Below are 26,576 nucleotides of genomic sequence, written 5' to 3'. Positions count from 1 at the left end.
GCGTCATGAAAGGGAATTTGCTTGAATCGTAGAGGATTGGGGCGGTATGCTGTACGCCTTAAAATCTGACCCCTTGCCAACCACCCCCAGCCCCTCCTTAACCAAGGAGGGGAGCTTAAGTCTAAATCAGCCGACAGGTGACCCATATGCAAAAGATGCTCAAGCTCATCCTCACCTCCCGCGTCTACGAAGCCGCGGTCGAGACCCCTCTCGACCCGGCCCTCGGTCTGTCGCAGCAATTCGGCTGCCGCGTTCTCCTCAAGCGCGAAGATCTGCAGCCGGTCTTCTCCTTCAAGATCCGCGGTGCCTACAACAAGATCGCCCACTTGAGCGAAGCCGAGCGTCACTGCGGGGTGATTGCCGCTTCGGCGGGGAATCATGCCCAGGGCGTCGCCTTCGCTGCCAAGCAACTCGGCATCCTTGCCACCATCGTTATGCCAGTAACCACTCCACGGATCAAGGTGGCGGCGGTCGAATCCTACGGCGCCGAAGTCATCCTCAGCGGTGACAACTATTCGGAGGCAGCGGAATATTGCTCCGGTCTCGCGGCTGAGCGGGGGATGACCTTTGTGCATCCTTTTGATGACGAACTGGTCATTGCCGGGCAGGGGACGATTGCCGATGAACTCCTTCGTCAATCCTCCGGCCGCCTTGATGTGGTCTTTGTCCCGGTCGGCGGCGGCGGATTGATCGCCGGGATCAGCGCTTATATCAAGGCACTGCGGCCCGACATCAAAGTCATCGGCGTCGAGCCGGACGACAGCGACGCCATGGCCCGTTCACTCGAAGCGCACAAGCGCGTGACCCTCGATTCGGTCGGGATCTTTGCCGACGGGGTGGCGGTGCGCCAGGTCGGCAAGCTCACCTTTGAGCTCTGCCGCCATTGTGTCGACGAGATCATCCGCGTCGATACCGACGAGATCTGCAGCGCCATCAAGAGTATCTATCAGGAGACCCGTTCGATTGTCGAACCGGCCGGCGCCCTTGCCGTCGCCGGTCTGATCAAGTATGCCCGCAGTCATGAGGTGGCAGGATTGAGTCTGGCGGCGATCAATTCCGGGGCGAACATGAACTTTGAGCGCCTGCGCTATGTCTCGGAGCGCACCCTGATCGGCGAAAAGCAGGAAGCCCTCTTTGCCGTCACCATCCCCGAAGAGCCCGGTTCTCTCAAGCGCTTCTGTGGCGAAGTCCTCGGTGAGCGCAACCTCACCGAATTCAATTACCGTCTCGCCGATCGTGACGCTGCCCACATCTTTGTCGGCATTTCGACCCGCAATCAGGCCGAGCGTCTGACCTTCGGTACTACCCTCAGAGAGGCCGGCTTTGCCAATGTCGATCTCACCGACAATGAGCTCGCCAAGACTCATGTCCGTTATATGGTCGGCGGCCGTTCGCCGGATGTGGTCAATGAAGTTCTCTTCCGTTTCTGGTTCCCCGAGCGTCCCGGCGCTCTCGGCCGTTTCCTTTCTCATATGGGGGAGAACTGGAACATTTCCCTCTTCCACTACCGGGCGCAGGGGGGCGATTACGGCCGGGTTCTGGTCGGACTGGAGATCCCCGCCGGCGATCAGGCGCGGCTGCGGGAGTTCCTTGACCTCCTCGGTTACCGCTATGAGGATGAGAGCGAGAACCCGGTCTATCGGTTGTTTTTGTAGGGGCGCCCCTTCTTGAGGCGAATCAGAATCGGGCACCCACAAGGGGTGCCCCACACATGGATATGCGCTGAAAAATAGCGCGGAATAATAGTTGACGGTATTGGTCGGGCATGCTATTAATCGACAAAATGAGTCAACTACTTTTGCCGAGGTGGCGAAGATGTTCAGAGCGATGCGCGAAGATATCAATTCAGTCTTTGATCGTGATCCGGCGGCGCGCAGCGTTCTGGAGATTATCTTCTGCTATCCGGGGCTCCATGCGGTATGGTTTCATCGTATTGCCCACTGGCTGTGGACGCACCATCTCTACTTCTTTGGTCGCTTGACCTCGCATCTTGGTCGCTTTCTCACCGGCGTTGAGATCCATCCCGGCGCTACCATCGGTCGCAAGTTCTTCATCGACCACGGCATGGGCGTCGTCATCGGCGAGACCGCTGAAATCGGCGACAATGTCACCCTTTACCACGGCGTCACCCTCGGTGGTGTGACCTGGGACAAGGTCAAGCGTCATCCGACCCTCGACGATAATGTCGTCATCGGTTCCGGCGCCAAGATCCTTGGTCCCTTTACTGTCGGCAAAGGCGCCAAGGTCGGTTCGAATTCGGTGGTTGTCAAGGAAGTGCCGCCGAATGCCACGGTCGTTGGCATCCCCGGTCGGGTGGTGATGGGGGCGGAAGAGACTAAAACACCGGAACGTCCCGATCTGCAGCACGGCAATCTGCCTGATCCGCAAGCCAAGGCGATGGCATGTCTTTACGAACAGCTGCGCACCCTCGAAGAACAGGTCAAATCTTTGAGCGAAGAGCAGGTGCGCCTTCGCGCCGAACTTGCCGCTACGACGAAGGACTAACGGATGCGACTTTCGACCAAAGCACAATATGCCGTGCAGGCGATGGTCAGTCTGGCTTTGTATGGAGATGGCGGACCGATGTCGCTGAAAGAGATTGCTACTCGTGAAGCGATCTCCCTGACGTACCTCGAACAGCTCTTTGTCAAGCTGCGGCGCGGAGCACTGGTGGATAGTGTGCGCGGTCCCGGTGGTGGTTATGTCCTCGCCCGGGCGGCAGTGTTGATCCGCGTCGACGAAATTATCGATAGTGTGGAAGAGACGCTGATCCCGGTCTCCTGCATGGACGGGGAGGGACACTGCGCCTGCACCGACAAGTGTGTGACCCAGAGTGTCTGGCACGGTCTGGCGGAGCGGGTGCGCAGCTTCCTGTCCTCCCGGCGGGAGACTCCCCGCCGCAGGAAAGATTAATATTGGAGGTATCACCGTGAACCACATCTATCTTGATAATAACGCGACCACCCCGGTTCGTCCTGAGGTGCTCTCCGCGATGCTCCCTTACTTCAGCGAACAGTTTGGCAATCCTTCGAGTGTGCATTGGGCCGGCCGTCAGGTCTCCGGTGCTCTGGAGAAGGCGCGGGCGCAGGTAGCGACCCTGATCAATGCCGCACCGGCAGAGATCGTCTTTGTCTCCTGCGGCAGCGAAGGGGACAATATGGCGCTCCTCGGCACTCTCGACGCGCTGAGCGTCAAGGGGAAGCACATTATCACTACGGCGGTCGAGCATCCGGCGGTCCTCAATACCTGCGAGTATCTGGAGAAGCGCGGCTATAGTGTTACCTATCTGCCGGTCGACGCCGACGGCATGCTCGATCTCGTTGAACTGGAGGCGGCGATCACCCCTGAGACCGTTCTCATCTCCGTCATGTGGGCGAATAACGAAACCGGCACCCTCTTCCCGATTGCCGAGATCGGCGCTATCGCCAAAAAGCACAAGGTCCGTTTTCACTGCGACGCAGTACAGGCCGTCGGCAAGGTTCCTGTCGACGTGCAGGCATCCAATGTCGATCTCCTCGTCATCTCCGGCCACAAGCTCGGCGCCCCGAAGGGGATCGGTGCCATCTATATCCGTCGCGGCACCAAGCTCACGCCGCTGCTGCACGGCGGTCACCAGGAGCGCAATCGTCGCGCCGGCACCCACAATGTTCCGTCGATTGTCGGTTTGGGGCTTGCCTGTGAGCTCGCCGGTCAGGAGATGGTGGAAAAGTCAGTGCAGATCAAGGCGCTGCGCGACCGTCTCGAAGCCGGACTCTTTGCCTCCGTGCCGCAGATCAAACTCAACGGCCATCCGACCGAGCGCCTGCCGAATACCCTCAATGTCAGTTTTGCCTGGATCGAGGGGGAATCGCTGCTGATGAGCCTCGACATGAAGGGGATTGCCGCCTCCTCCGGTTCGGCTTGTACCTCCGGTTCTCTGGAGCCGTCACACGTTCTCGGCGCCATGTGCGTCGAAGTGACTCTCGCCCATTCGAGTACCCGTTTCAGCCTCGGCGCGAATAATACCGCAGAGGAGATCGATTACGTCATCGAGATCCTGCCGCCGATCGTGCAGCGGCTGCGTGACATGAGCCCGTTGTATAATTGCCGCGACCGCGAGACCTGCACGGTCGGCTGCAATACTCTGCAGAATCTTTAAGGCGGGCGCCCCACCGGGGCGCCCCTACACCCCCCCAAATCAAAGTTTCTTACAAAAGGAGCCTTCATATGTATACCGAAAAAGTTATGGATCACTTCAGCAACCCCCGCAATGTCGGTGAAATCGAAGATGCCGATGGCGTCGGCGAGGTCGGTAATGCTTCCTGCGGCGACATCATGAAGATCTTTCTCAAGGTCGAGGATGGCGTCATCACCGATGTGAAATTTAAGACCTTCGGCTGCGGTGCAGCGATTGCCACCTCGTCAATGGTGACGGAGATGGCCCTTGGCAAGACGATTGACGAAGCGCTGATTTTAACCAATGCCGCTGTCGCCGAAGCCCTCGACGGCCTCCCCGCCCAGAAGATGCACTGTTCCAATCTTGCCGCTGATGCCCTGCATGCGGCGATCAAGGATTATCAGGAGCGGCATCCGCAGGGGTAAGAAGAATGACGCAAAAGAAGAAACGGATTGTCGTGGCAATGAGTGGCGGCGTCGACTCCTCGACGACCGCCGCTTTGCTCAAAGAGCAGGGACACGAAGTCATCGGAATTACCATGCAGATCTGGGACTACTCGCGCTTTACCGCGCCGGACGGCCAGCTCTTTGGTAGTTGCTGTTCTCTCGACGATGTCTACGACGCCCGCCGGGTTGCCGAGGCGATCGGCATTCCTTTCTATGTTGTCAATTTCGAGGCTGACTTTCAGAGCCAGGTCATCGACCCTTTCTGCAATGAGTACTTTGCCGGCCGTACCCCCAACCCCTGCGTCCTTTGTAACCAGAAGCTCAAGTTTGAGCGTCTGCTGCAACGCGCCCGCGAACTCGAAGCTGATGCCCTGGCGACCGGCCATTATGCGCGCATTGTCGCTGGTGCTGACGGTTTTGAGCTGCGCAAGGGGCTCGACCCGGCCAAGGACCAGAGCTACTTCCTCTTTACCCTGTCACCGCAGCAACTCGGCAGCGTCCTCTTTCCTCTCGGTGATATGACCAAGGATGAGGTCCGTGCCCATGCCGCGCGTTTTGCCCTGCCGGTGGCGCAGAAGTCCGAGAGTCAGGATATCTGTTTTATCCCGGATGGCGATTATGTCCGTTTTCTCGAAGAAGAGCGAGGACGCGGCCACAAGGACGGGGCGATCCTCCATGTCTCCGGTAAGGAAGTCGGCCGCCATCGCGGTACCTATCGCTATACCATCGGTCAGCGCCGTGGTCTCGGTATTGCCTGGCCGCATCCCCTTTATGTCGTGCGCATCGATGCGCAGCGCCATGAGGTGATCGTCGGGGAAGAGGAATTTCTTCAGGTTTCGTCCTTGCTCCTGCGCAATCTGTGCTGGACGATTCCCCCCCTTGCTGACCCGCTGCGCGCTAACTGCCGCATCCGTTATCGTCATCACGAAGCGCCTGCCCTCCTCACTCCCAATGCTGACGGTAGTCTTCTTGTCACCTTCGATCAGCCCCAGACCGGAGTGACGCCGGGCCAGGCGTCAGTTTTTTATGATGGCGATCGCGTCCTTGGGGGCGGGTGGATTCAATGAATTTGATCCGTACGGCTGCCCTCGCCACCCTCGGCTGCAAGACCAATCAGTTCGAATCGGCCGCCCTGGAAGAGCAACTTGTTGCTGCCGGCTGGACAATCCTCCCTTTTGACGCCGGCGCCGAACTGGTCATTGTCAATACTTGCACCGTCACCGCTGCCACCGACAGTCAATCGCGTAACCTCATTCGCCGCGCCCGCCGTCTCAATCCCGACTGCCGGGTGGTCGTCACCGGCTGCTATGCGCAGATCGATCCCGCGGCGCTACGCGCTCTTCCCGGTGTGGCCCTCGTCCTTGGCAACGCTGAAAAACAGGACTTGCTCCGGCTTCTCGGCGAAGAGGGGGGAGAGCAGGTTCATGTCTCCGACCTTCGTCAAGCCGGCGGAAGCGTGCCGAGTTTAACGTCCTTTGCCGAGCGCAGCCGGGCTTTTGTGCAGATCCAGAACGGCTGTAACGCCTTCTGTTCTTATTGTATTATCCCCTTTGCCCGCGGCCCGAGCCGCTCTGTGGCACCGGAGCTGGTTCTGGAGCAGGTGCAGCAGCTGGTTGCGGCCGGATATCCGGAAGTAGTTCTGACCGGCATTCATATTGGCGGTTATGGTCTCGATCTTGAAACTCCCACCAATCTTGTCACTCTGATCAAGCGCCTCCTGGCTGCCTCTTCCGTGCATCGTCTCCGTCTCGGCTCGATCGAGCCGACCGAGATCCCCGAAGAGTTGATCGAGCTGCTGGCAACCTCGCCGGTCCTCTGCCCGCATCTCCATATTCCTTTACAGGCCGGCGATGATGCTGTTCTCGCCCGCATGAACCGGCACTACGATACGACATTCTTTCGTGCCCTGATCGAGGGCCTGGCTGCCAGAGTCCCTGATCTTGCCATCGGCCTCGACCTCATCGCCGGTTTCCCCGGCGAGAGTGATGTTGAGTTTGCGCATACGCTGGCACTGATCGAGACGTTGCCGGTGACGCACCTGCATGTCTTTCCCTTCAGCAAACGCCCCGGCACCCCTGCAGCCCTCATGAACGGGCAGGTGGCGACGGAGGTGACCAAGGAGCGGGCGGCACAACTGCGCACCCTTGGGAGTGTCAAGCTCGAGGCTTTTACCCGGAGCTTTATCGGTCGCGAGCTGGAAGTGGTGGTTGAAGGGGGAGGGAAAGGAGGAGTGCTGCGCGGCATTAGTCGCAATTATCTGCCGATTCGTTTTGTCGGTGCTGCCGTTCTGGTCGGTCAAGCAGTTACTGTAAAGGTCGTTGGAGTTGATGCACAGGGAGCGCATGGGGTGCTGCTATGACTGCGCAGCGTCGGGAGCGCCTGCTCGTGCCGGCGACAGCTCAGGGAGTGCGTCTCGATCGTTATCTTGTGGGAGCCATCGCCCCTATTTCCCGTAAGACGATCAAGCGGGCTCTCGATAGCGGCCAGGTCTTTGTCGATGGTCGTAGTGTCGTTCGTGCCGGAATCGTTTTGCAGGGGGGGGAACGGATCGAGTTGACCGTTGATGGTGAAGCTCCTTCTTTCGTAGTCCCGCAACTCTCCATTTTGTGGCAGGACGAGAATCTTCTGGCGATTAACAAACCAGCGGGACTGCCGGCCCATCCGACCGTCAGCGGTCGCCCTAATGCCCTTGATCTCGTCAGTGCATTATTTGCCGAGAACGCAGGGATGACGCGTCCAATCCTGCTCCATCGTCTCGATGCCGATACCACCGGTCTACTCCTCTTTGCCTTGACGCGGGTGGCGAACTTCTCTCTGTCCAGTCAGTTCAGCGAGCACCGGATTGAGAAGACTTATCTCGCATTGGTGAGCGGCACACCGCCCGAGCACTTTACCGTCAGCAATCATCTCAAGGCGGGGGTACGCGGCCGGACGGTGTCAGTCGCCAGCGGCGGTTTGGCGGCGCAGACCGATTTTGCCACTCTGGCCTGCCACGACGGTGTGGCCCTGGTAGTTGCCCGCCCCCGCACCGGGCGCACGCATCAAATCCGCGTCCATCTGGCGGGGCTTGGATTTCCGCTATTAGGTGATATACTTTATGGCGGTATGGCAGTGCTGCCCCTTGTCACCGGAAGCATTCCTCTGCCGCGTCATCTTCTCCACGCTCTTTCTTTAAGCATGATACATCCGCACTCCGGACAGAGACAAACGTTGTCGGCGCCATTGCCGGCAGATTTTTTAGTGGTCCTGAATGCTCTTGGAATTGATACAAAAATGGTAGACTTTGCCTGATAAATAAGATAGTTTTTAACTCACCGGATCCTCCGGTTATCTTGAAAATAAAAGGAGACGAACGATGAAAAAGTGGCGTTGTCTGGTTTGTGGTTATATTCATGAAGGAAATGAACCGCCGGAATCCTGTCCTGACTGTGGAGTTGGACCAGATCAGTTTGAAGAGATCTGAACTGCGGCTACGGGCAATCTGGTAACGATTTTGAGGTGAAATCATGAAAGCAGTTGAAATCAGGGATTCGATCTATTGGGTCGGAGCAATCGACTGGGCAGTGCGCGATTTTCACGGTTATGTCACTCCCCGTGGAACGACGTACAATAATTATCTCCTCCTTGATGACGAGATTACCCTCATCGATACGGTGAAACATGACTTTGCCGACGCAACCTTGCGTTGCATCGGAAATCTCATTGACCCCTCCAAGATCAAGAATGTCGTGATCAATCATATCGAGAATGACCACGCCTCGAGTCTTGACCGGATTATGGAGTTGGCACCGGGCGCGACCATTTTCATCTCTGAAAAGGGGAAACGCGGGCTGGATCGATTCTTTGACACCAGTCGTTGGAAAATCAGGATCGTTAAAACCGGTGACACTTTGAAGACCGGGCGGCTGACATTACAATTTATCGAAACGCCGATGCTCCATTGGCCGGATTCGATGATGACCTATATTGCCGAGGAGAAAATTCTTTTCAGCCAGGATGCCTTTGGTCAGCACATTGCGGCGGCGGAGCGCTACGACGACGAGTATATCAAGTCGGTCTCGGTCGAAGATCTCGACGACGCCGTGATCGAATATTATGCGAATATTCTTATGCCCTTTGGCGGTTTGATCCGGCGTAAAATTGAGGAGATTGTCAAACTCGGCCTAGAGATTGAAATGATCGCCCCTGATCACGGCATTATTTGGCGTAAGGATCCCCGCCGGGTTCTGCAGATGTATAATGATATGGCGATCGGTAAGGCCGACTTAAGCGTGGCGATTATCTATGACACCATGTGGCACAGCACCGAAGAGATGACCATCCCGATTGCCGCCGGCATTCGGGATGCCGGTGTTGAGGTGAATGTCATCAAGCTGCGCGCCACCCCAAACAGTATCGCCATCAAGGAGTTTTGGCGGTCGCGCGGCTCCTTGATCGGTTCACCGACATTGAACAATCTGATGTTCCCGTCTATTGCCGAATTTCTTTATCATGTGCGTGGTCTGCGCCCGACCAACCGGATTATCAGTGGTTTTGGCAGTTACGGCTGGGGGGGCGGCGCCCTCAAGGAGATCCTTGCCGAGGGGCAGAAGATGGGGCTCGAAGTGGTTGAGCCCGGGATCCATCTTGCTTATCGGCCTTCGCGCAGTGATGAGGAAGATTGTTTTGAATTTGGTAAAAATTTTGCTGCACAGGTCAAGGCTTATCACGAAAAATTTTGACATTTGAACCAGATGTTTTTATCTGAATAATACGGCGGAATCCATTTTGATTCCGCCGTATTTGCGTCTAACCCGGTCAGTTGGAGCATGCAATAACGGTCAAAATCATCAGCCTCCGGCCGAAACTTGTAACCGTCGATTTTTTGTTTTTTTTGTTTTTTCTTGCGGTAATTCCTCTGCCTCAGTAAAATACCCAACTATTTCATAGTGCACTTTTCTGATACGGGGCAGCATGTTGAAAACATTGTTTTTTTTAATAATAGGATTCTTTCTGGTCGCGACCCTGTCTTATGCCACGCCCGCCCCTGCGAGTGTAAAGGCGAAGAAAAAATCCGCCGCCGTTACCCAGAAATACAAAGTGCGTTCAGGAGATAATCTTTCTACCATCGCCCGCCGCTACGGCATGAAGCTGGCCGAGCTGAAACGACTGAACGGATTGAAAGATTCCCGATTGAAGATCGGCCAAACTCTGATCGTTTCGGGGAAAGCAAAGTCGGAGGGAAAAGTTCACGCGAACGCGAGCGTCGAAGAATCCAGGCCGGCTATCTCCCGGATTGCAGTCCCCAACGCAGATGGCCATTATGACGATTCCCTTGAGACTGTCGGCGTTGAGCCGATTGCCAGAACTTATCTCTCCATCCCTTACCGTTATGGAGCGGAGAGCCGTAGCTCGACAGATTGCTCCGGTTTTGTGCAGCAGGTTTTTCGTGAGTTCGACATCAACCTTCCGCGTACTGCCCGTGAACAGTACGCAGTCGGTATGAAGATTGATCGACCCAGCCTTGCAAGTGGCGACCTGCTCTTTTTCCGGACACGTGCCAGTAAAAAATATCCTACCCATGTCGGCATTTACCTCGGTAACGGCAAGATGATTCATGCTTCAAGTCGCCAACGCAAGGTGGTGATTTCCGATGTGAATCACCCCTATTACGTCAAGCGTTATGTCGGGGCCAAACGAACGGCGACCTTTCTGCCGGGTGAAATTGATCTGGAGATGCTGGCACGTCAGGTGACCGGTGCTGAAGTTGATTCATCGCTTATTTCCGCAATAGCATCAGGTGTAAGTGCAGAAAGCGAAGCGATGGCAGTACTTGAAGCTGAACTGTCTACGCAGGTAGTACCGGAACTGGTTCTTGAGGCGGGTTATGTTGACGGGGATGAAGAGTTGGGAGAAGAGGGGGACGATATTGATGAGGATGTCGAACCAGAAGCAGAAGCGGTCATTCCTGTATCGCCACGCCTCGGCACGTTCCCACTCAAATCGGAAGAGATTGAGGCTGATGCTGTTACAGCAGAGTTTGCGACAACGACAGTCTCCACCTCCAGGCAGTAGAGAGCAATCCGCGATTCACATTCTCTTTTTTAAGATCAAAAAAAAGGCCGTCTCCAGATTCAGGGAAACGGCCTTTTTCTTTGTCCTTTAAGTGGCTAGTTTTTTGGCGGTTACGAAGAGAATTCATCGCGATCGGAACGATTTTCAAAGCGGGTATATTCACCACGGAAGATGAGTTTAATGGTGCCAATCGGACCATTACGCTGTTTGCCGATGATGATTTCTGCGTCTTTTTCGTGACCTTTTTCACAAACCTTCTCCCGGTTTCTGCACTCTTCGCAATAGACAGCATCACGATAAATAAACATAATCACATCGGCATCCTGCTCGATGGCGCCGGATTCGCGGAGATCCGCCATGATTGGTCGTTTGTCGGTGCGATTTTCCAGAGAGCGATTCAGCTGGGAAAGAGCAATCACCGGCACGTGGAGCTCTTTGGCGAGGCCCTTGAGGGAACGGGAGATTTCAGAAATTTCCTGTTGCCGGCTCTCGGGATTTGATCCGGACATCAGTTGCAGGTAGTCGACAACAATCAGATCAAGATTCTTCTCGGCTTTGAGTCTCCGTGCCTTAGCGCGCAATTCGAGGATGGAAATGGAGGGAGTGTCATCAATAAAAATCTGCGATTTGGCAATACGATCCGCCGCTTCAAAGAGTTTTGGCCAATCAGAATCGCCAAATTGACCGCGGCGCATGCGGCTGGCATCGACGTGTGAAATTGAGCTGAGGAAGCGCTGGACAAGCTGCTCTTTACTCATCTCCAGGGAGAAGATCAGGGCGGTCACCGGTTTGGAACCGGAGATAGCCGAATGTTCAACCAGATTGAGGACAAAAGCCGTCTTACCCATCGACGGGCGGGCAGCAATGATAATCAGATCTCCGGACTGGAATCCGGCAGTCATTTCGTCCAGCTGGGCAAAGCCGGTGGGAATACCGGTGACCAGTTCTTTGCGTGTGTAAAGAGTTTCGAGGATGGCGATAGTCGACTTGACCACTTCGCGGGCGGAAAAGTACGATTGCTGGGTCTTCATCGCCGTCAGCTCAAATATCGACTTCTCTGCCCAGTCGAGAAGCGTATCGGCTTGTCCGCCATCATAGCCGCGCCCGGCGATCTCCGTCGCAACATTGATGATCTGGCGGTTCAGTGCCTTCTCTTTGACGATGCGGCTGTAATACAGGATATTGGCAGCAGTCGGAACGTAGTCAACCAGGGTCGCCAGGTAGGAAGAGCCGCCGATCGCTTCGAGCTCGCCGCGACTTTGCAGTACACCGGTCAGGGTGACAAGGTCAGCAGGTTCGCCGCGATCAGAAAGTTCGAGGAGGGCTGAAAAGATTTTGCCGTGACTGCCGCGGTAGAAGTCGTCAGGGCGCAATATTTCGACGGCGCGGTTCAGCGCATCGTTTTCGAGGAGGATGCCCCCAAGTACAGACATCTCAGCTTCGATATTTTGCGGCGGCAGCCGGCGGGACGCGTACTCTTCAGACATAACAGGGGGTGACCAGAATGAGCGACGAGGGGTCAGTAAAGGACCCCTCGTCTATTGAGGCAAATTATTCAGCTGCGTTGACCACAACTTTGATTGTGGCAACAACACCGGCCGAAAGTTTGATCGAAACGGCGTGTTCGCCAAGGGTCTTGATATGATCATCGAGAACAATCTTCTTGCGATCAATTTCAATCCCCTTCTCCGACAATTTCGTCGCGATATCAAGCGACGTAACCGAGCCGAAGAGTTTTCCTTCTTCACCGGCGCGTAATGCGAAGACGAAGTTGATCTTTTCGATTTGTGCTTTAAGCAGTTCAGCATCCTGAATCTGCTTTTGCACTTTGTGTGCAAGTTGACGCTTGTTGTGCTCAAGTTCCTTGAGATTTCTAAGGTTTGCCACGACAGCAAGGCCTTGAGGAACGAGATAGTTACGGGCATAACCGGGTTTGACCATGAGTTGGTCGCCGATTTTGCCGAGGCCCTCGACGTTTTCGGTGAGAATGATGTTCATCGCTATCCTCCTGCGAGAAAGTATCTTAGTCTGAGTTCGGTTTGACGCGTTTTGTTCTGAAATTACCCCAGAGATCAAAGAGTCCTACCCCGGCCAAAAGGAAGGGGAGGGGATTGAAGAGAGCTAAAAACAGATAAGAAATCGCGCGCAACCACAGCGAAGTGCCGCGTTGCTGAAAATAATAAGTGACGATAGCCAGTCCCTGCAGATAATAGAGCGGAAACAAGATAACCAGCAGGTTAATGGCGATCGTCTGGGGCGTTCCCGTTGCAAAAAAAGCAGCAAACCCGGCGGTTATCATTGGCCAGACCAGATAGTCCGGCAATTTCCAGTCAATAAAGGCTGGTCCGGGAACCAGGTTCCGGGTCGCCGGGAGCAACCAAAGGAGAAAAACCTGTATCAGGAGTAAAAAACCGGCCAGAAATGCCACTATCGCTGGCCAGATAATCCCCATGGTCTTTCCCAGGTCATCAAGAACAGTCAGGAGTTGCTCTTTTTGTTCAGCTGGCAGATCTTCTGACTGGCTGTAGAGTTCCTTGAGCTGTCCAATCTCTCGTCCAATATAGTCATTGAGCATGGAATCAAGGGAGATGCCCTGCGTTGCTGCTTCTGCGACCATGACAATGGCCACGGTTAAAAACATCATCGCCCATGATATGGCGATTGCTTTGTCCCAGTGTCGTCCCTGCCGCATCAGCAAGGGCAGCAGCAGGGAGGCGATGCTGAATTGCAGCAGGTAAGCAACCAACCCGCCGGCAGGGCTGACCGCAGCAAGAAAACCAGCGGACGCGACCAAAGCAATCAGCCCCGAAAGCAACCCTTGACGCAAGGTCAATGCTGCAATCGGTAATGGAACCAGCAGGTTGAAAAAGAACGACGTTGCTTTAAGTGCGCCTGCCGCAAAGACCAGTCCGACAGTTGCCAGTATGGCCCCCAAAAGAGGGGCTATGCCCGTAAACATATGGGCAGAAGTCTCGGTTTAATCGCCCTGTCCCGCAGTGAACGGGAGCAGTGCAATATTGCGGGCCAGTTTGATCGCTTCGTTGACTTTGCGCTGGTGTTCTGCGCAGTTGCCGGAAATACGACGCGGCACAATTTTGCCCCGCTCTGAGATGAAGTAGCGGAGGGATTTTGTCTCCTTATAATCGATTTTCAATGCAGAGTCTGCACAGTAACGACAGCCTTTGCGGCGGGTAAAACGTCTACGGGCACCACCCGGGGCGCTCGGTCTCTTTTCGTAAGCCATCTTTTATCTCCTCCGTGACAGTGATCAGGCGTTTTCTTCGGCAGCTTCTTCGGCGTTTACCAGCAGATCATCCTCGGCGGGCTCTTCAGCGGCCGTTGTCGCAACAGCTTCCACTGCCACTGCCGGCAGTACGAAACCTTTTTCGAGGTGAATGTTGATAAACTTGATGATCGATTCATCGAGGCGCAGACGGCGCTCATATTCGAGGATCACCTTCGGATCGGCTTCAAAGATTACCAGGACATAACTGCCGCGGTTCTGTTTTTTGACCGTATAGGCCAACTTGCGGACTCCCCATTCATCGACCTTGATGATCGATGCGCCCTGATCGGTCAGGACCCCTTTGAACTTGTCGATAACAGCCGTGTAGGCGTCACCGGTCAAATCCGGGCGGACGATGAAGATTGATTCGTACGTACGTGTCATGCTGAACTCCTTGTGGGTATTAAGCCCCGGCACCATGCCGGAGCAAGGAGAGATGGTTCGCTCATGAAAGCGCCATCACCTTATCGAACGGAAACTTTTAGCACAATGGTCTGTCTGGAGCAAGGTTTTTTCAATGTGGTTTTTTCGGGATCAAACATTGAAGCGGAAATGCATAAGGTCTCCGTCCTTGACGACATATTCTTTGCCTTCCAGGCGCATGAGGCCTTTTTCTTTGGCACCGGCTTCACCGCGACAGGCGATAAAGTCTTCATAGGCGATGACTTCGGCGCGGATAAAGCCTTTTTCAAAGTCCGTGTGAATGACTCCGGCTGCTTGCGGCGCTTTGGCGCCTTTGGGAATAGTCCAGGCGCGGACTTCCTTGACTCCCGCGGTAAAGTAAGTGATCAAGCCCAGGAGTTTGTATCCGGCATGAATCATCCGGTCGAGACCGGATTCTTCCAGGCCGAGATCCTGCAGAAAGTCGATCTTTTCGTCCTCTGACAACTCCGCAATCTCCGCTTCGATCTTGCCGCAGATAATGACGAACTCTGCCCCTTCTGCTTTGGCGTGAGCGCGGACCTTTTCGACAAAAGGATGTTTGCCGTCAAGATCGTCTTCGCTGACATTGGCGACATACAGGACCGGTTTATCGGTAATCAGGTGCAGATCACGCAGGATCAGTCGCTCTTCGCTGCTCAAATCACAGGAAAGTGCTGTCCTGCCATTGTTCAAGGCTTCGCGCACCTTGATCAGTACGGCGAGTTCCTCCTGGAGTTTTTTGTCGCCGCTACGCGCCTGCTTTTCAGACCGGGAAATGCGTTTATCGACAGTATCGAGATCGGAAAGGTTGAGTTCCGTCTGGATGACTTCAATATCGCGCAGAGGATCGACGGTACCGTCGACATGGACGACATTTTCATCTTCGAAACAGCGGACAATATGGGCAATCGCTTCGACTTGCCGGATATGACCGAGAAATTGATTGCCCAGTCCCTCGCCTTGACTCGCCCCTTTAACCAGGCCGGCAATATCGACAAACTCCATGGCTGTCGGCAGAACCCGTTGCGGGTTGACGATTTCAGCAAGGGCTTCCAGTCGCTTGTCACGCATCGAGACGACGCCAACGTTCGGCTCAATGGTGCAAAAAGGATAGTTGGCCGCTTCGGCCCCGGCACTGGTGATGGCATTGAAGATGGTCGACTTGCCGACGTTGGGAAGTCCGACGATGCCGCATTTGAACCCCATGGAGAATCCTTCCTTAAACGGAGAATAGCCGGGGCGCTGCGGCCCCGGCTATTCTCCGGAAAAATAACTGGAACTTTATAGCGAGCTATCAGACCAAAAGCGGAGCGATAACCAGCGACACGACACTCATCAATTTGATCAGGATATTCATCGCCGGGCCGGAGGTGTCCTTGAACGGGTCGCCGACAGTGTCGCCGACAACAGCCGCCTTGTGAGCATCGCCACCCTTCTTTTCACCGGTCAGTTCACCCTTTTCGATGAACTTCTTGGCGTTGTCCCAGGCGCCGCCGGCGTTGGACATGAAGAGGGCCATCAGTACCCCGGCCAGGGTGGCACCGGCGAGCATGCCGCCGAGAGCTTCTTTGCCCAGGAGCAGACCGACCAGGACCGGAGAGACGACTGCCACGACGCCGGGGAGGATCATCTCGCGCAGAGCGGCGCGAGCGGAGATGTCGACGCACTTCTCCGGCTCCGGCTTGACTCCTGGCAATCCTTCGAGGAGGCCGGGAATTTCGCGGAACTGACGACGAATTTCATCGACCATCTTGCCGGCAGCCCGGCCGACCGAGGTCATGGTCAGGGCACCGATAAAGAAGGGGATCGCCCCGCCGATCAACAGACCGATAACGGTCAGCGGCTGGAGCAGGTTGATCGACTCAAGTTTAACAGCGCTGGCATAGGCGGAGAAGAGGGCCAGGGCGGTGAGAGCAGCGGAACCGATAGCAAAACCCTTGCCGACGGCGGCAGTGGTGTTACCGATGGCGTCGAGGCCGTCGGTGATTTTGCGGACTTCCGGGCCGAGACCGGCCATCTCGGAAATGCCGCCGGCATTATCGGCGATCGGGCCATAGGCATCGACGGTCATGGTGACGCCAACGGTGGCGAGCATGCCGACAGCGGCAATGCCGATACCGTAGAGTCCAGCAAATTGATTCGCGACAAAGATTCCGACACAGATAACCAGAATCGGCAGCACACAACTCTCGAGGCCGACAGCCAGTCCGTGGATGATGTTGGTTGCCGGGCCGGTCTTGCTGGCATCGGCAATGCGGCGGACCGGTGACGCTGAGGTGTAGTACTCGGTGATCAGGCCGATGGCGATCCCGGCCAGGGTGCCGGCGAGAACGGCCCAGAAGACGCCGTTGCTGATATGCATGGCCCGGGTGATGAAGAAGGTGGCGACCAGGAAGCCGCCGGCAGCGACAAAGGTGGTATAGCGCAGGGCGGCAGCCGGGTCGATATTCTTGAGGAATTTCATCGAGCCGACACCGATCAGCGAGAAGATCAGTCCGGCCATGGCGAGAACCAGCGGCAGGAGCATGGCGTTCGACTGGGTCAGGCGAAAGAGATCAGAACCGACCTCAACCGGTTGCCCGGCCAAAGTGCTCATCAAGCCGGCACTAGCTGCAGCAGCGATGGCTACGGTGGCAATGATCGAGCCGACGTACGATTCGAAAATGTCAGCACCCATACCGGCAGTGTCACCGACGCAGTCACCGACGTTGTCAGCGATGACGCCAGGGTTGCGGGGATCATCCTCAGGAATTCCTGCCTCGACTTTGCCGACCAGGTCAGCACCGACGTCAGCAGCTTTGGTGTAGATGCCGCCGCCGACGCGAGCGAAGAGAGCGATCGAGGAGGCGCCCATGGCGAAGCCGTTGATGTAGACGGAGGTCGCTGGATCGCCACCGAAGATGATATAGGCAACACCGACCCCGATCAGACCCATCGATGCAACCGAGAGTCCCATGACTGCGCCGCCGTTGAAAGAGATCATCAGCGCCTTGCTTTGGCCGCCGGTACGGGCCGCTTCGGCAGTTCTGACGTTGGCATGGGTCGCAGCTTTCATGCCGATGAAACCGCAGAGCATCGAACATAATGCACCGCCCAGAAAGGCCAAAGCTGAATTGATGCCGAGGCTCGGTGCGATACTGATCAAAATGAAGACCAGAACGATGAAGACCGCCAGCACTGTGTACTCGCGTTTAAGGAAGGCCATCGCACCTGCGCGGATGGCGTCGCCGATCTCTGCCATCTTTTCGTTACCGACTGGTTCGGCCTTGATGACGTTGTAGATCAGGATGGCGATGACAAAGCCGATGATCCCCAGTATGGGGGCTAGATGTTGCAGTTCCATCTTGCGGAGCTCCTCTCTTTCGTGGGCAATATTCTATGGGTCATGAAAGAACCTGCTGATTGTTGAACTCGTTCATTGCTGCCGCGCTGCCGCTTGTGGCGATTGTCTCGATGACCTGAACTGCGAGATCGAGCAATTCGGGGAGCTGCTGTCGTTCCGTTACGTCAAAGTTGCCGAGGACATAGTCTGCGACCCCTCCTGCTTGCGGTCGACCGACTCCGATCTTGAGTCGGCAGAAGTCGCCGGTGCCGAGCGTGGCTGCGATGCTGCGAATGCCGTTGTGGCCGCCGTGTCCGCCCCCGATCCGCAGTCGCAAGCGACTGAAAGGGAGGTCAATGTCATCGTGTATGACAATCAAATCCCCCGGAGGGATGCCGAGGGATTTGTAGGCCGAGGTTACGCTGGTGCCGCTGACATTCATAAATGTTTGCGGCAGCAGGATCATTGCTTCGATCCCTGCGATGCGACCGACGCCGTATATGCCTTGATGACCTTGGCGCTTCAGGGCGATCCCGGATTGTTCCGCCAGTCTTCGCGCCACCATGAACCCGACATTGTGTCGGGTGCCGTCATACTTGGGGCCGGGATTGCCCAGGCCGACGATCAACTTCATGCGTTAAGGATCAGGCCTCGGCCTGTTCCTCTGCTTCAGCGGTAATGCCGGTGACGGTGAGGATGGTGAAGTTGACATCGTGCGGCGCTTCGACTCCGGCGGGGAGTTGAAGGTCGTTGACGTGAAGAACGGTACCGACTTTCAGCGCGGTGACATCAATTTCGATCGCGGCAGGAATTGCTGTCGGCAGGCAGGAAACTTCAAGTTCATGGCGAATCATCTGCAAGCTGCCGCCGTCCTTTTCCCCTTGGGATTTACCGACGGTGTGCAACGGAACCATAACCTGCACCGGTTTGGTCAGGTCGATCGCCAAAAAATCAACATGCATGATGTTGCGACGGATCGCATGCTTCTTGATCTCTTTGACGATAACGACCTTGCCGTCAAAGGGACCTTCTCCCTTGAGGGTGATCAGGGTGTTAATGTCGCGACCGAGGGCTTTTTTAAAGGTTTTCGGGTCAATGGTAATGGCGCAGGGATCCATCCCTTTGCCATAGACAACGGCCGGAGCCTGTTCCTGGCTGCGCAGGACACGATTGCCCCCTTTGCCGAGACGGGTGCGGGTAGAAACGTTCAATTCAGCTTGTGACATGATCTTCCTCCATTCACTCTTAAAAGAGACGTGTAGCGTTTATATCGTTGATCGGTTCAATGATTCAGTGGATTAGACGAAGAGGGAACTGACCGATTCGTCGCCATGAATGCGGCGGATAGCTTCGGCCAGGAGATCAGCAACGGAGAGAACCCGTAATTTTGAGCACTCAGCTGTCTTGTCCTGCACCGGAATAGTATTGGTTACAACCACTTCATGAAGGCAACTGGCGTTGATCCGCTCAAGTGCCGGGCCGGAAAGGACCGCGTGCGCTGCATAAGCGTAGACTTCTTTGGCGCCGCTGTCCTTGATCGCTTTGGCCGCCTGACACAGGGTGCCGGCAGTATCGATCATGTCATCGACAATAATACAGGTCTGGTCGGCAACATCGCCAATGATGTGCATGACCTCGGAAACGTTTGGTCCGCTGCGGCGCTTGTCAATGATGGCCAGTCCGGCATCAAGACGTTTGGCGATAGCGCGGGCACGCTCAACGCCACCGGCATCCGGCGAGACCACCACTACCCGCTCTTTAAAGCGATTCCCCATGTCATGGAGCATGACCGGGTTGGTGTAAAGGTGGTCGACCGGGACATTGAAAAAGCCTTGAATCTGACCGGCGTGCAAATCGATGGTCAAGACGCGGTCAGCACCGGCGGTCTCGATAAGGTCGGCGACAAGTTTACTGGTGATCGGCGTCCGCGGGGCAACCTTACGATCCTGGCGGGCATAACCGAAGTAAGGAATAACCGCAGTGATCTTTTCTGCCGAAGCACGTTTCAGTGCATCGATCATGATCAGCATTTCCATCAGGTTATTGTTGGTCGGGGAGCAGGTTGACTGCAGAACGTAAACTTCGGCGCCGCGGACGTTTTCGCCGATTTCAACCATGATTTCGCCGTCAGAGAAGTTTTTCACTTTGGCATTGCCGAGATTGATATTCAGGCAATCACAGATTTCACGGGCCAGGGCAGGGTTGGAGTTTCCGCAAAAGATCTTGAGTTTATTCATTGCCGCTACCTCGTGGTTGCCCGGAAAAACTCAGGTCATGGCGAGCCATGACCTGACGGCTGCTGTTATGCCGCGTCACCTGCTTTTGCGACATAAACTGATTTTGTGGCTGGGGCGCCAGGGATCGAACCTGGGAATGCCGGAATCAAAATCCGGTGCCTTACCGCTTGGCGACGCCCCAATAATTACGAATCTCTTTATTTTTTCTCTACGGATAACGGTTTTGTTGTGATAATGCGCCAATCGCTGCCGGCCCGAAGGATTTCTGCCGCAGCATGCGCTTGAGTCTCTTCGGCAAAAACTCCGAAGAGGGTCGAGCCGCTTCCGGACATCAAGGCCCCCTTGGCTCCAAGCTCGATCAGTTTGCCTTTGATTTCAGCAAGTAACGGATAGTGATCGATCGTTATCCGTTCCAGATCATTCTCCATAATCGCGACAAGATCGTCCACGGTAGTAGGAAACCGGGGAAGTTTAGTCAGAATGGGGGGCGCTGTCAACCCCAAATTTTGATAAACCCATGCTGTCGAGATGGAGATTTCCGGGTTGACCAGAACATACCAGACTGGGGGGAGAGGGGGGACGGATGCGAGTTGGTCTCCAATCCCGGTCGCCCATGCCTTGTCGGCAAAGAGGAAGAAAGGAACATCAGCTCCGAGTTTAACCCCTTCGGCCATCAATTCTTCTTTTGAGAGTTGCAGATTGAGCAGTTTGTTCAACCCGAGCAGGGTGGTCGCGGCATTGGAGGAACCGCCGCCAAGACCGGCTGCCACCGGGATTTTTTTGTCGATGTCAATCCGCACCCCGGCCTGCATGTTGCTGAGGGAGAGCATCCGCCGTGCCGCTTTAGCCGCGATGTTTTCATCGCCAGTCGGAAGGTCGACCCCGGCACAATCGACAAGCACCTCACCGGGACGATCGGTGAGGTGTATCTCCACTGTGTCGCCAAAGTCGAGGCTCTGCATCAACATCGCCAGTTCATGGTAGCCGTCCGGGCGTTTGCCGAGGACATGCAGGCAGAGGTTAATCTTGGCAGGAGAGAAGAGGGTGATTTTCATGCCGGACTCCTTTGTTCGCGCCGCAGCCTGAAGAGCAAAGGGAGGAGGGCGGCGCTGAAAAGGAGAACACATCCGAGCCATTCCCTGCGGCTCAACTCTTCCCGCAGAAAAAAGAGGCCGCCGAGAAGACTCCATACCGGGTCAAGGGTGTAAAGGAGGCCAGCCTGGGTCGGGCTGATAAAGCGTTGCCAGGTATTTTGCAGGGTAAAGGCAATGACGGTCGGAAAGATGATGCAATAAACAAGGGAGATCAACGCCAGCGGGCCGGGATGGAGGATCGCCGCCGGGGTAAAGAGGAGTGCCAGACTCCCCCACAGGGCCACGGCGACAAATTGGATGAAGGTCACCAGGCGCACATCCGCATCGCCCATGAATTTTGCGACCGAAAGGATATGCACCGAGATAAAGAGGGCGCAAATCGTGGAAAAGAGATCGCCGCGGTTAAAACCCTCCAGCCCCCCTTCGGCTAGTTGCGTCAGGCCGGCGGTCGCCAGCAGCACCCCGAAGAGGGTGGCGATTTCCAGACGCGTCTGCCAGAGGAGGAAGCTCAGGAGCGGGATGATCAAGACAAAGAGGTTGTTGAGGAAGCCGGCCCGGGAGATTGTCGTGCCGCTGATTCCCGTGACAAACATAATGTTGGCTGCCGCCAGGGCAGTGCCGATCAGGGCGCCGCGGGCCGTCACTTTCAGGGTCAGGCGGGGCAGGCGCCGGGTGCAGAACGCCGCCATCAGCAGGGCGGCGCCGGCAAAGCGCAGGGTCATGAAGGTCACTGGTGGAAAATCGCGGACGCCGAGCTTGGTAAAGAGAAAGCTCCCTCCCCAAAGGAGAGTGGTGAGAGTGAGGAAGAAGACGGCGCGTCGTTGCAGTCGGCCTTCGTCCTCGGATATTCCGGTTTTCATGACTGCAAACTGCCGATCACCTGGCGAATATCATCCAACCCCTCTTCCATCAAAAAGCGCTCCAGCCCCTCAATCACCGCAATCATCGCCGCCGGATCGATGAAGTTGGCAGTACCGACCTGCACCGCCGTGGCGCCGGCGATCAAAAATTCCAGGGCATCCTCGGCGCACATGATGCCGCCGATACCGATGACCGGGATCTTCACCGCTTGCACTACCTGATGGGTCATGCGCACCGCCACCGGACGGATCGCCGGGCCGGAGAGGCCGCCGGTGCGGTTGGCGATCTTCGGTTTCCGGGTGCGAATGTCGATGGCCATGCCGGTAATGGTGTTGATGCAGCTGATGGCGTCGGCGCCGGCCTCTTCGACGGCACGGGCGATGATCGTGATGTCGGTGACGTTGGGGGTGAGTTTGACAATCAGTGGTTTGTTCAGAGCCTTACGGACAAGAGCGACGACCTGACTGGCGGCCGATGCTTCGGTGCCAAAGACAATCCCCCCTTGCTTGACGTTGGGGCAGGAGATGTTGAGCTCGACCGCCGTGACTTCCGGGACATCGTTAAGTTTGCGCGCCACTTCACCGTACTCCTCCAGAGTGTTCCCGAAGAAGTTGGCGATGATCGGAGTGGTGACGCCGCGGTAATAAGGGACTTTACTCTGCACAAAGGCGTCGATGCCGACGTTCTGCAGGCCGATGGCGTTGAGCATGCCGCTTGTGGTCTCGGCGATGCGCGGAGTCGGATTACCGGCTTTGGGGTTGAGGGAGAGACCCTTGGTGACGATGGCGCCGAGGCAATTGAGGTCGAGATAGGGAGCGTATTCCTCGCCGTAGCCAAAGGTGCCGGAAGCGGGCATGACCGGATTTTTCAGTTTGATCCCAGCGATCTCCACGGCCAGATTCGGACGTTTCATCTTCTCGTTTGTCATTATGCACATCCTTTCGTGCAGCTCTCGCCCTTATGCTCCAGTCGCTCCCAGTCAAGCTCGTCCGCTGTGAAGACCGGGCCGGCTTTACAGGTGCAGAGATAGCGGGGGTTTTGCTCGCTGTGGCCGGCCCCCTTGACGACGCAGCCGAGGCAGGCGCCGACGCCGCAGGCCATGTGTGCCTCCAGCGAGACCTGCAGGGGGATATGATCGACAGAGCAGATATGTGCCACCGCCGCCAGCATCGGCATCGGGCCGCAGGCAAAGACTTCCGCCTGCGGATATTTGTCGAGTTTGCGCTTGAGTACATTGGTGACGAAGCCGGCTTCGCCGAGACTGCCGTCATCGGTGGAGACGTAGGTCTCAACGCCGATGCGCTCGAATTCAGTGACGCAGAGGATGTCGTCGCGGGTGCGGCCCCCCATCAACAGGCGGACTTTGTCGCCACGTTTGATCAACGTTTCGGCCAGGAGATACAAGGGGACGAGGCCGATGCCGCCGCCGACGAGGATCTTCTCCTTGTCGATTGCTCCGAGGTCAAAGCCGCGCCCGAGGGGGCCGAGGACTTCGGCCCGGTCGCCGGCGTGGAGTTCGCTCAAAAAAGCCGTCCCCTTGCCGACGACTTTATAAAGAATTTCCAGGTACTCGCGTTCGGGGAGACCATCGCATTCGGGAGGGAGAAAGCCGCAGCGCAGGATGCCGAAGGGGCGGCGCAACATGGTCGGCAGGCCGGTTTGCGGCCGGATCATGATGAACTGTCCCGGCTGCGTTTGCGTGCTGATGCCGGGGGCAAGGAGCTTCATGCGGAAATAGCCGGGGGCAATCTCGTTATTGGCGAGGATGGTGGTGCTGTAATTTTTCATGGGGACTCCGCGACAGGGGAAAAGATGACGCGCACTATACGCAAAGTTGGCGCAGCAAATCAATCTTAGATAGACTTTATTCCGTCCTGGGACAGGGGCAATTCCATCAGCAGGGCATCTTCGCCATCAGCATAGTAACAGCGGCGGGTACAGCAATCGATGAAGCCGAATTCACGGTAAAGTTTAATGGCGCCAAGATTGCTGACCCGGACTTCGAGGAGCGCCCGGTTGATCCCCTCGGCCCTGGCTGCGGCGAGGATCGCCGCAAGCAGGCAGCGCCCGACGCCGCTACGGCGATAACGCAGAGCCGTTGCGATATTTTGAATTTCGATCTCACCGCTGATCGTCCACCAGCAAAGGAAGCCGGCGATCTCTTCTTCCTCGACAGCGACCCAGAGACGTGAATGTGTTGTCTTCATCTCGTCGTGAAAGATCTCTTCCGACCAGGGATAAGCATGACATTGACGTTCAATGGCGAGAATACGGGGGAGGTCATCGCTGCACAAGGGACGAATTGTGAACATGATTATTTCTAATATCTTTCTTGACGCAGGATTGCTCTGCATCATAAAGGGGCGTGCTTTTTAGAGTAAAGGAGTTTTTTATCCTTGATCTGCATCGAATCGGCAATTCTGAGCCTCCCTTTGCCGTTGACAAGAGGAATCGGCCTGATTTATTAATGGTAGCCTTAAATTCCTGCAAGGAGCCACACTTTGTCTCAGAAAGATTCCATGACTTATAAGGACGCGGGCGTCGATATCGATGCCGGCAACCGTTTTGTGCAGATGATCAAGCCTCTGGTCAAGGCGACCAGCCGTCCGGAGGTGCTGGGCGACCTCGGTGGCTTTGGCGGACTCTTCTCCTTGAACGCCGCCAAGTACAAGCAGCCGGCCCTGGTCTCCTCGACCGATGGCGTCGGTACCAAGCTCAAGATCGCCTTCATGATGGATAAACACGACACCGTCGGCATCGACCTGGTGGCGATGTGCGTCAATGATGTCATTGTCCAGGGGGCCGAACCCCTCTTCTTTCTTGACTACCTGGCCACCGGCAAGCTCTCGCCGGAGAAGGCGGTGGAGATCGTCCGTGGCATCTCCGAGGGCTGTATCCAGGCCGGCTGTGCATTGGTCGGCGGGGAGACTGCCGAAATGCCGGGGATGTATAGCGAAGGGGAATACGATCTCGCCGGTTTCACTGTCGGCGTTGTCGATCGTGACAATATCATTGACGGTTCGACCTCTACGGTCGGCGACAAGATTATCGGACTCGCCTCCACCGGACTCCATTCCAACGGCTATTCGCTGGCACGAAAAATTCTTTTTGAGCGCATGGGACTGAAGATTGACAGCACGGTGAGTGGTCTGGAGCGGAGCATCGGGGCAGAACTCCTCACCCCGACCCGGATCTATGTCAAGAGTCTGCTTAATCTCCTCAAGCACTTCTCGATCAAAGGCATGGCGCATATCACCGGTGGCGGCCTGGTTGAGAATGTCCCGCGCGTCCTGCCACACAATTGTCGGGCCGTCTTTCACAAGGATAGTTGGCCAAAGTTGCCGATCTTTGAACTCTTGCGTGAGGGGGGAAATATCCCCGAACTGGAGATGTATCGCACCTTCAATTCTGGCATCGGCATGATTCTCATCGTCCCGGCCGTGGAAGTTGACGACATCATGTCACGTTTAACCGGCTTGAACGAGCATCCTTATCTGATCGGCGAGATTGTCAAATGTCCCGAAGGGGGCGAGCAGGTCGAATTCGTTTAAGGAGCCGTTCATGTCCGCACCGCGTAAACTGCGCCTCGGCGTCCTGGCCTCGGGGAGTGGCTCGAATCTTCAGGCGATTATCGATCGTTGTGCGGATGGCAGCATCGATGCCGAGATCGTTTTGGTTCTGTCCAATGTCCCCGGTGCCGGTGCCCTAAGTCGGGCGGAGCAGTCAGGGATTGCGACGACACTCATCGATCATCGTTCCTTTACCGATCGCGCCGCTTTCGATCAGGCTGTTGTTCATGCCCTTCAGGCTGCCAGTGTCGATCTCGTCGTTCTTGCCGGTTTTATGCGTCTTATCTCCGACCCCTTTATTGCTGCTTTTCCTGAACGGATCATCAATATCCATCCTGCGCTGCTGCCGGCCTTTCCCGGGCTGCATGTGCAAAAAAAGGCGTTGGAGGCCGGCGCCCGTTTCTCCGGTTGCACGGTGCACTTTGTCGATGGTGGCGTCGATACCGGTCCGATCATTATTCAGGCGGTGGTGCCGATCCTTGACGATGATGACGAAGCGAGTCTGTCTGCACGCATCCTGGTACAGGAGCACCAAATTTATCCCCGGGCTATTCAGTTGATTGCCGAGGGACGGCTGCGGGTCGAGGGGCGGCGGGTCAGGATCACCGATGCCGGCGCCGTCGACGGTGCTCTGGTGAATCCGCCCCTCTAAGGCCTTTTCTTCCCAGTCCTTTCATATAACGATGATAATAATCATGGCTCGCGAAAAAAATATTGACAGGAAAGAGCCCCTTTGATATAAACCGCCTCACCGATTAAGAGGGGCTGTAGCTCAGTTGGGAGAGCGCTTGAATGGCATTCAAGAGGTCAGCGGTTCGATCCCGCTCAGCTCCACCAGTATTAACGGTCACAAGCGAAAGCTTGTAACCTGAAAAGTACTCCGAAAGGGCAAAACCAGAGTAATCTGGTGACGCAAAACCACGGGTCCTGATTTCAGGATCGCCGGGTTGCCGAAGAGATGGAAACGCATCTTGGCAACCGGTATTAATTTTACCGACACAAGGGCGCTCATCTTCGGCAGAAGAGAGTGCCCTTGTTTTATTTTGAGCTCGCGACACAAAAAGAGAGCATCAGGGTTCTGCTCGTAACGATTTAACTCAATCGAAAAAGTACTCCGAAAGGGCAAAA

General features: G+C 55.9%; 28 protein-coding genes, 2 tRNA genes and 2 riboswitches (1 of these 32 only partly in view). Of the genes, 14 read left to right on the top strand and 16 right to left on the bottom strand.

What is annotated here, in order from left to right:
• Positions 1-146: 146 nt before the first annotated feature.
• The 11 genes from ilvA to CVU69_11170 all read left to right on the top strand — a co-directional run bounded on the left by ilvA (position 147) and on the right by CVU69_11170 (position 10,656).
• Positions 147-1,655: a threonine ammonia-lyase, biosynthetic gene (gene ilvA / locus CVU69_11220; GenBank protein PKN11715.1), complete on the top strand. Its 1,509-nt coding sequence runs from the start codon at positions 147-149 to the stop codon at positions 1,653-1,655.
• Between the two features lie 160 nt (positions 1,656-1,815).
• Positions 1,816-2,505: a serine O-acetyltransferase gene (gene cysE / locus CVU69_11215; protein PKN11714.1), complete on the top strand. Its 690-nt coding sequence runs from the start codon at positions 1,816-1,818 to the stop codon at positions 2,503-2,505.
• 3 nt (positions 2,506-2,508) lie between these two features.
• Positions 2,509-2,913 carry a transcriptional regulator gene (locus tag CVU69_11210; GenBank protein ID PKN11713.1) on the top strand — a complete coding sequence of 135 codons (405 nt, stop codon included), beginning with the start codon at positions 2,509-2,511 and terminating at the stop codon, positions 2,911-2,913.
• Between the two features lie 16 nt (positions 2,914-2,929).
• The gene (gene nifS, locus CVU69_11205; protein PKN11712.1) at positions 2,930-4,138 is read left to right on the top strand and encodes a cysteine desulfurase NifS; all 1,209 of its coding nucleotides are present in this window, start codon (positions 2,930-2,932) and stop codon (positions 4,136-4,138) included.
• A 68-nt stretch (positions 4,139-4,206) separates the two neighbouring features.
• Positions 4,207-4,581: a Fe-S cluster assembly scaffold protein NifU gene (gene nifU, locus CVU69_11200; GenBank protein PKN11711.1), complete on the top strand. Its 375-nt coding sequence runs from the start codon at positions 4,207-4,209 to the stop codon at positions 4,579-4,581.
• A 5-nt stretch (positions 4,582-4,586) separates the two neighbouring features.
• Positions 4,587-5,669, top strand: coding sequence for a tRNA 2-thiouridine(34) synthase MnmA (locus tag CVU69_11195; GenBank protein PKN11710.1), 1,083 nt, complete (start codon positions 4,587-4,589; stop codon positions 5,667-5,669).
• Between the two features lie 2 nt (positions 5,670-5,671).
• On the top strand, positions 5,672-6,961 hold the full coding sequence (locus CVU69_11190; protein ID PKN11760.1) for a tRNA (N(6)-L-threonylcarbamoyladenosine(37)-C(2))-methylthiotransferase MtaB: 1,290 nt from the start codon (positions 5,672-5,674) through the stop codon (positions 6,959-6,961).
• A complete protein-coding gene (locus tag CVU69_11185) occupies positions 6,958-7,893 on the top strand; it encodes an RluA family pseudouridine synthase (GenBank protein ID PKN11709.1) in 936 nt (311 codons plus the stop codon). The genes CVU69_11190 and CVU69_11185 overlap by 4 nt, the downstream gene beginning before the upstream one ends.
• A gap of 64 nt (positions 7,894-7,957) precedes the next feature.
• Positions 7,958-8,065 carry a rubredoxin gene (locus CVU69_11180; protein ID PKN11708.1) on the top strand — a complete coding sequence of 36 codons (108 nt, stop codon included), beginning with the start codon at positions 7,958-7,960 and terminating at the stop codon, positions 8,063-8,065.
• Between the two features lie 43 nt (positions 8,066-8,108).
• Entirely contained in the window at positions 8,109-9,323 is a 1,215-nt protein-coding gene (locus CVU69_11175) for an MBL fold metallo-hydrolase (GenBank protein ID PKN11707.1), read from the top strand.
• Between the two features lie 232 nt (positions 9,324-9,555).
• Positions 9,556-10,656, top strand: a complete 1,101-nt coding sequence (locus tag CVU69_11170; GenBank protein PKN11706.1) for a hypothetical protein — start codon at positions 9,556-9,558, stop codon at positions 10,654-10,656.
• Positions 10,657-10,766: 110 nt separating this feature from the next.
• Here CVU69_11170 and CVU69_11165 read toward each other — a convergent pair whose 3' ends face one another.
• The 16 genes from CVU69_11165 to rimI all read right to left on the bottom strand — a co-directional run bounded on the left by CVU69_11165 (position 10,767) and on the right by rimI (position 24,236).
• Positions 10,767-12,143, bottom strand: a complete 1,377-nt coding sequence (locus CVU69_11165) for a replicative DNA helicase (GenBank protein PKN11705.1) — start codon at positions 12,141-12,143, stop codon at positions 10,767-10,769.
• 64 nt (positions 12,144-12,207) lie between these two features.
• Positions 12,208-12,654 (bottom strand): 50S ribosomal protein L9, encoded by a 447-nt coding sequence (locus CVU69_11160; protein PKN11704.1) that lies wholly within the window; start codon positions 12,652-12,654, stop codon positions 12,208-12,210.
• A 25-nt stretch (positions 12,655-12,679) separates the two neighbouring features.
• A complete protein-coding gene (locus tag CVU69_11155) occupies positions 12,680-13,615 on the bottom strand; it encodes a hypothetical protein (GenBank protein ID PKN11703.1) in 936 nt (311 codons plus the stop codon).
• A gap of 18 nt (positions 13,616-13,633) precedes the next feature.
• Complete coding sequence (gene rpsR, locus CVU69_11150) at positions 13,634-13,900, bottom strand: 30S ribosomal protein S18 (protein ID PKN11702.1); 267 nt, start codon at positions 13,898-13,900, stop codon at positions 13,634-13,636.
• Between the two features lie 24 nt (positions 13,901-13,924).
• Positions 13,925-14,326: a 30S ribosomal protein S6 gene (rpsF, locus tag CVU69_11145; protein ID PKN11701.1), complete on the bottom strand. Its 402-nt coding sequence runs from the start codon at positions 14,324-14,326 to the stop codon at positions 13,925-13,927.
• Between the two features lie 150 nt (positions 14,327-14,476).
• Positions 14,477-15,571, bottom strand: a complete 1,095-nt coding sequence (locus tag CVU69_11140) for a redox-regulated ATPase YchF (GenBank protein ID PKN11700.1) — start codon at positions 15,569-15,571, stop codon at positions 14,477-14,479.
• A gap of 88 nt (positions 15,572-15,659) precedes the next feature.
• A complete protein-coding gene (locus tag CVU69_11135) occupies positions 15,660-17,708 on the bottom strand; it encodes a sodium-translocating pyrophosphatase (protein PKN11699.1) in 2,049 nt (682 codons plus the stop codon).
• Positions 17,709-17,748: 40 nt separating this feature from the next.
• The gene (locus CVU69_11130; protein PKN11698.1) at positions 17,749-18,321 is read right to left on the bottom strand and encodes an aminoacyl-tRNA hydrolase; all 573 of its coding nucleotides are present in this window, start codon (positions 18,319-18,321) and stop codon (positions 17,749-17,751) included.
• A gap of 10 nt (positions 18,322-18,331) precedes the next feature.
• Entirely contained in the window at positions 18,332-18,913 is a 582-nt protein-coding gene (locus CVU69_11125) for a 50S ribosomal protein L25 (protein ID PKN11697.1), read from the bottom strand.
• A gap of 72 nt (positions 18,914-18,985) precedes the next feature.
• Positions 18,986-19,924, bottom strand: coding sequence for a phosphoribosylpyrophosphate synthetase (locus CVU69_11120; protein PKN11696.1), 939 nt, complete (start codon positions 19,922-19,924; stop codon positions 18,986-18,988).
• Between the two features lie 106 nt (positions 19,925-20,030).
• A tRNA-Gln gene (locus CVU69_11115) sits at positions 20,031-20,105 on the bottom strand.
• Positions 20,106-20,121: 16 nt separating this feature from the next.
• On the bottom strand, positions 20,122-20,979 hold the full coding sequence (locus tag CVU69_11110) for a 4-(cytidine 5'-diphospho)-2-C-methyl-D-erythritol kinase (protein ID PKN11695.1): 858 nt from the start codon (positions 20,977-20,979) through the stop codon (positions 20,122-20,124).
• Complete coding sequence (locus CVU69_11105) at positions 20,976-21,878, bottom strand: EamA/RhaT family transporter (GenBank protein PKN11694.1); 903 nt, start codon at positions 21,876-21,878, stop codon at positions 20,976-20,978. The genes CVU69_11110 and CVU69_11105 overlap by 4 nt, the downstream gene beginning before the upstream one ends.
• On the bottom strand, positions 21,875-22,792 hold the full coding sequence (locus CVU69_11100; GenBank protein ID PKN11759.1) for a dihydroorotate dehydrogenase: 918 nt from the start codon (positions 22,790-22,792) through the stop codon (positions 21,875-21,877). Before CVU69_11100 ends, CVU69_11105 begins: the two co-directional genes overlap by 4 nt.
• Positions 22,793-22,806: 14 nt before the next feature.
• Entirely contained in the window at positions 22,807-23,667 is an 861-nt protein-coding gene (locus tag CVU69_11095) for a dihydroorotate dehydrogenase electron transfer subunit (GenBank protein ID PKN11693.1), read from the bottom strand.
• Positions 23,668-23,732: 65 nt separating this feature from the next.
• On the bottom strand, positions 23,733-24,236 hold the full coding sequence (gene rimI / locus CVU69_11090) for a ribosomal-protein-alanine N-acetyltransferase (protein ID PKN11692.1): 504 nt from the start codon (positions 24,234-24,236) through the stop codon (positions 23,733-23,735).
• 162 nt (positions 24,237-24,398) lie between these two features.
• Here rimI and CVU69_11085 point away from each other — a divergent pair, with 162 nt between their 5' ends.
• The 3 genes from CVU69_11085 to CVU69_11075 all read left to right on the top strand — a co-directional run bounded on the left by CVU69_11085 (position 24,399) and on the right by CVU69_11075 (position 26,285).
• Positions 24,399-25,430 carry a phosphoribosylformylglycinamidine cyclo-ligase gene (locus CVU69_11085; GenBank protein ID PKN11758.1) on the top strand — a complete coding sequence of 344 codons (1,032 nt, stop codon included), beginning with the start codon at positions 24,399-24,401 and terminating at the stop codon, positions 25,428-25,430.
• Between the two features lie 10 nt (positions 25,431-25,440).
• On the top strand, positions 25,441-26,100 hold the full coding sequence (locus CVU69_11080) for a phosphoribosylglycinamide formyltransferase (GenBank protein ID PKN11691.1): 660 nt from the start codon (positions 25,441-25,443) through the stop codon (positions 26,098-26,100).
• 109 nt (positions 26,101-26,209) lie between these two features.
• Positions 26,210-26,285, top strand: a tRNA-Ala gene (locus tag CVU69_11075).
• Between the two features lie 40 nt (positions 26,286-26,325).
• Positions 26,326-26,403, top strand: a riboswitch (cyclic di-GMP riboswitch).
• A 168-nt stretch (positions 26,404-26,571) separates the two neighbouring features.
• Positions 26,572-26,576: riboswitch (cyclic di-GMP riboswitch) on the top strand (it continues 73 nt past the right edge of the window).

The organism is Deltaproteobacteria bacterium HGW-Deltaproteobacteria-4 (assembly GCA_002841765.1).
In the GTDB taxonomy this organism is placed as follows: Bacteria; Desulfobacterota; Desulfuromonadia; order Desulfuromonadales; family UBA2197; genus UBA2197.
Note: the sequence above shows the minus strand (reverse complement) of the source record. Positions and strands in the feature narration are given on the sequence as shown.

What these genes read in the sequence shown, in the direction of transcription:
- ilvA (PKN11715.1), top strand. Translation starts at nt 147, where the DNA reads ATGCAAAAGATGCTCAAGCTCATCCTCACCTCCCGCGTCTACGAAGCC.
- cysE (PKN11714.1), top strand. Translation starts at nt 1,816, where the DNA reads ATGTTCAGAGCGATGCGCGAAGATATCAATTCAGTCTTTGATCGTGAT.
- CVU69_11210 (PKN11713.1), top strand. Translation starts at nt 2,509, where the DNA reads ATGCGACTTTCGACCAAAGCACAATATGCCGTGCAGGCGATGGTCAGT.
- nifU (PKN11711.1), top strand. Translation starts at nt 4,207, where the DNA reads ATGTATACCGAAAAAGTTATGGATCACTTCAGCAACCCCCGCAATGTC.
- CVU69_11195 (PKN11710.1), top strand. Translation starts at nt 4,587, where the DNA reads ATGACGCAAAAGAAGAAACGGATTGTCGTGGCAATGAGTGGCGGCGTC.
- CVU69_11185 (PKN11709.1), top strand. Translation starts at nt 6,958, where the DNA reads ATGACTGCGCAGCGTCGGGAGCGCCTGCTCGTGCCGGCGACAGCTCAG.
- CVU69_11180 (PKN11708.1), top strand. Translation starts at nt 7,958, where the DNA reads ATGAAAAAGTGGCGTTGTCTGGTTTGTGGTTATATTCATGAAGGAAAT.
- CVU69_11175 (PKN11707.1), top strand. Translation starts at nt 8,109, where the DNA reads ATGAAAGCAGTTGAAATCAGGGATTCGATCTATTGGGTCGGAGCAATC.
- CVU69_11170 (PKN11706.1), top strand. Translation starts at nt 9,556, where the DNA reads ATGTTGAAAACATTGTTTTTTTTAATAATAGGATTCTTTCTGGTCGCG.
- CVU69_11165 (PKN11705.1), bottom strand. Translation starts at nt 12,143, where the DNA reads ATGTCTGAAGAGTACGCGTCCCGCCGGCTGCCGCCGCAAAATATCGAA.
- CVU69_11160 (PKN11704.1), bottom strand. Translation starts at nt 12,654, where the DNA reads ATGAACATCATTCTCACCGAAAACGTCGAGGGCCTCGGCAAAATCGGC.
- CVU69_11155 (PKN11703.1), bottom strand. Translation starts at nt 13,615, where the DNA reads ATGTTTACGGGCATAGCCCCTCTTTTGGGGGCCATACTGGCAACTGTC.
- rpsR (PKN11702.1), bottom strand. Translation starts at nt 13,900, where the DNA reads ATGGCTTACGAAAAGAGACCGAGCGCCCCGGGTGGTGCCCGTAGACGT.
- rpsF (PKN11701.1), bottom strand. Translation starts at nt 14,326, where the DNA reads ATGACACGTACGTACGAATCAATCTTCATCGTCCGCCCGGATTTGACC.
- CVU69_11140 (PKN11700.1), bottom strand. Translation starts at nt 15,571, where the DNA reads ATGGGGTTCAAATGCGGCATCGTCGGACTTCCCAACGTCGGCAAGTCG.
- CVU69_11135 (PKN11699.1), bottom strand. Translation starts at nt 17,708, where the DNA reads ATGGAACTGCAACATCTAGCCCCCATACTGGGGATCATCGGCTTTGTC.
- CVU69_11130 (PKN11698.1), bottom strand. Translation starts at nt 18,321, where the DNA reads ATGAAGTTGATCGTCGGCCTGGGCAATCCCGGCCCCAAGTATGACGGC.
- CVU69_11125 (PKN11697.1), bottom strand. Translation starts at nt 18,913, where the DNA reads ATGTCACAAGCTGAATTGAACGTTTCTACCCGCACCCGTCTCGGCAAA.
- CVU69_11120 (PKN11696.1), bottom strand. Translation starts at nt 19,924, where the DNA reads ATGAATAAACTCAAGATCTTTTGCGGAAACTCCAACCCTGCCCTGGCC.
- CVU69_11110 (PKN11695.1), bottom strand. Translation starts at nt 20,979, where the DNA reads ATGAAAATCACCCTCTTCTCTCCTGCCAAGATTAACCTCTGCCTGCAT.
- CVU69_11105 (PKN11694.1), bottom strand. Translation starts at nt 21,878, where the DNA reads ATGAAAACCGGAATATCCGAGGACGAAGGCCGACTGCAACGACGCGCC.
- CVU69_11100 (PKN11759.1), bottom strand. Translation starts at nt 22,792, where the DNA reads ATGAAACGTCCGAATCTGGCCGTGGAGATCGCTGGGATCAAACTGAAA.
- CVU69_11095 (PKN11693.1), bottom strand. Translation starts at nt 23,667, where the DNA reads ATGAAAAATTACAGCACCACCATCCTCGCCAATAACGAGATTGCCCCC.
- rimI (PKN11692.1), bottom strand. Translation starts at nt 24,236, where the DNA reads ATGATGCAGAGCAATCCTGCGTCAAGAAAGATATTAGAAATAATCATG.
- CVU69_11085 (PKN11758.1), top strand. Translation starts at nt 24,399, where the DNA reads ATGACTTATAAGGACGCGGGCGTCGATATCGATGCCGGCAACCGTTTT.
- CVU69_11080 (PKN11691.1), top strand. Translation starts at nt 25,441, where the DNA reads ATGTCCGCACCGCGTAAACTGCGCCTCGGCGTCCTGGCCTCGGGGAGT.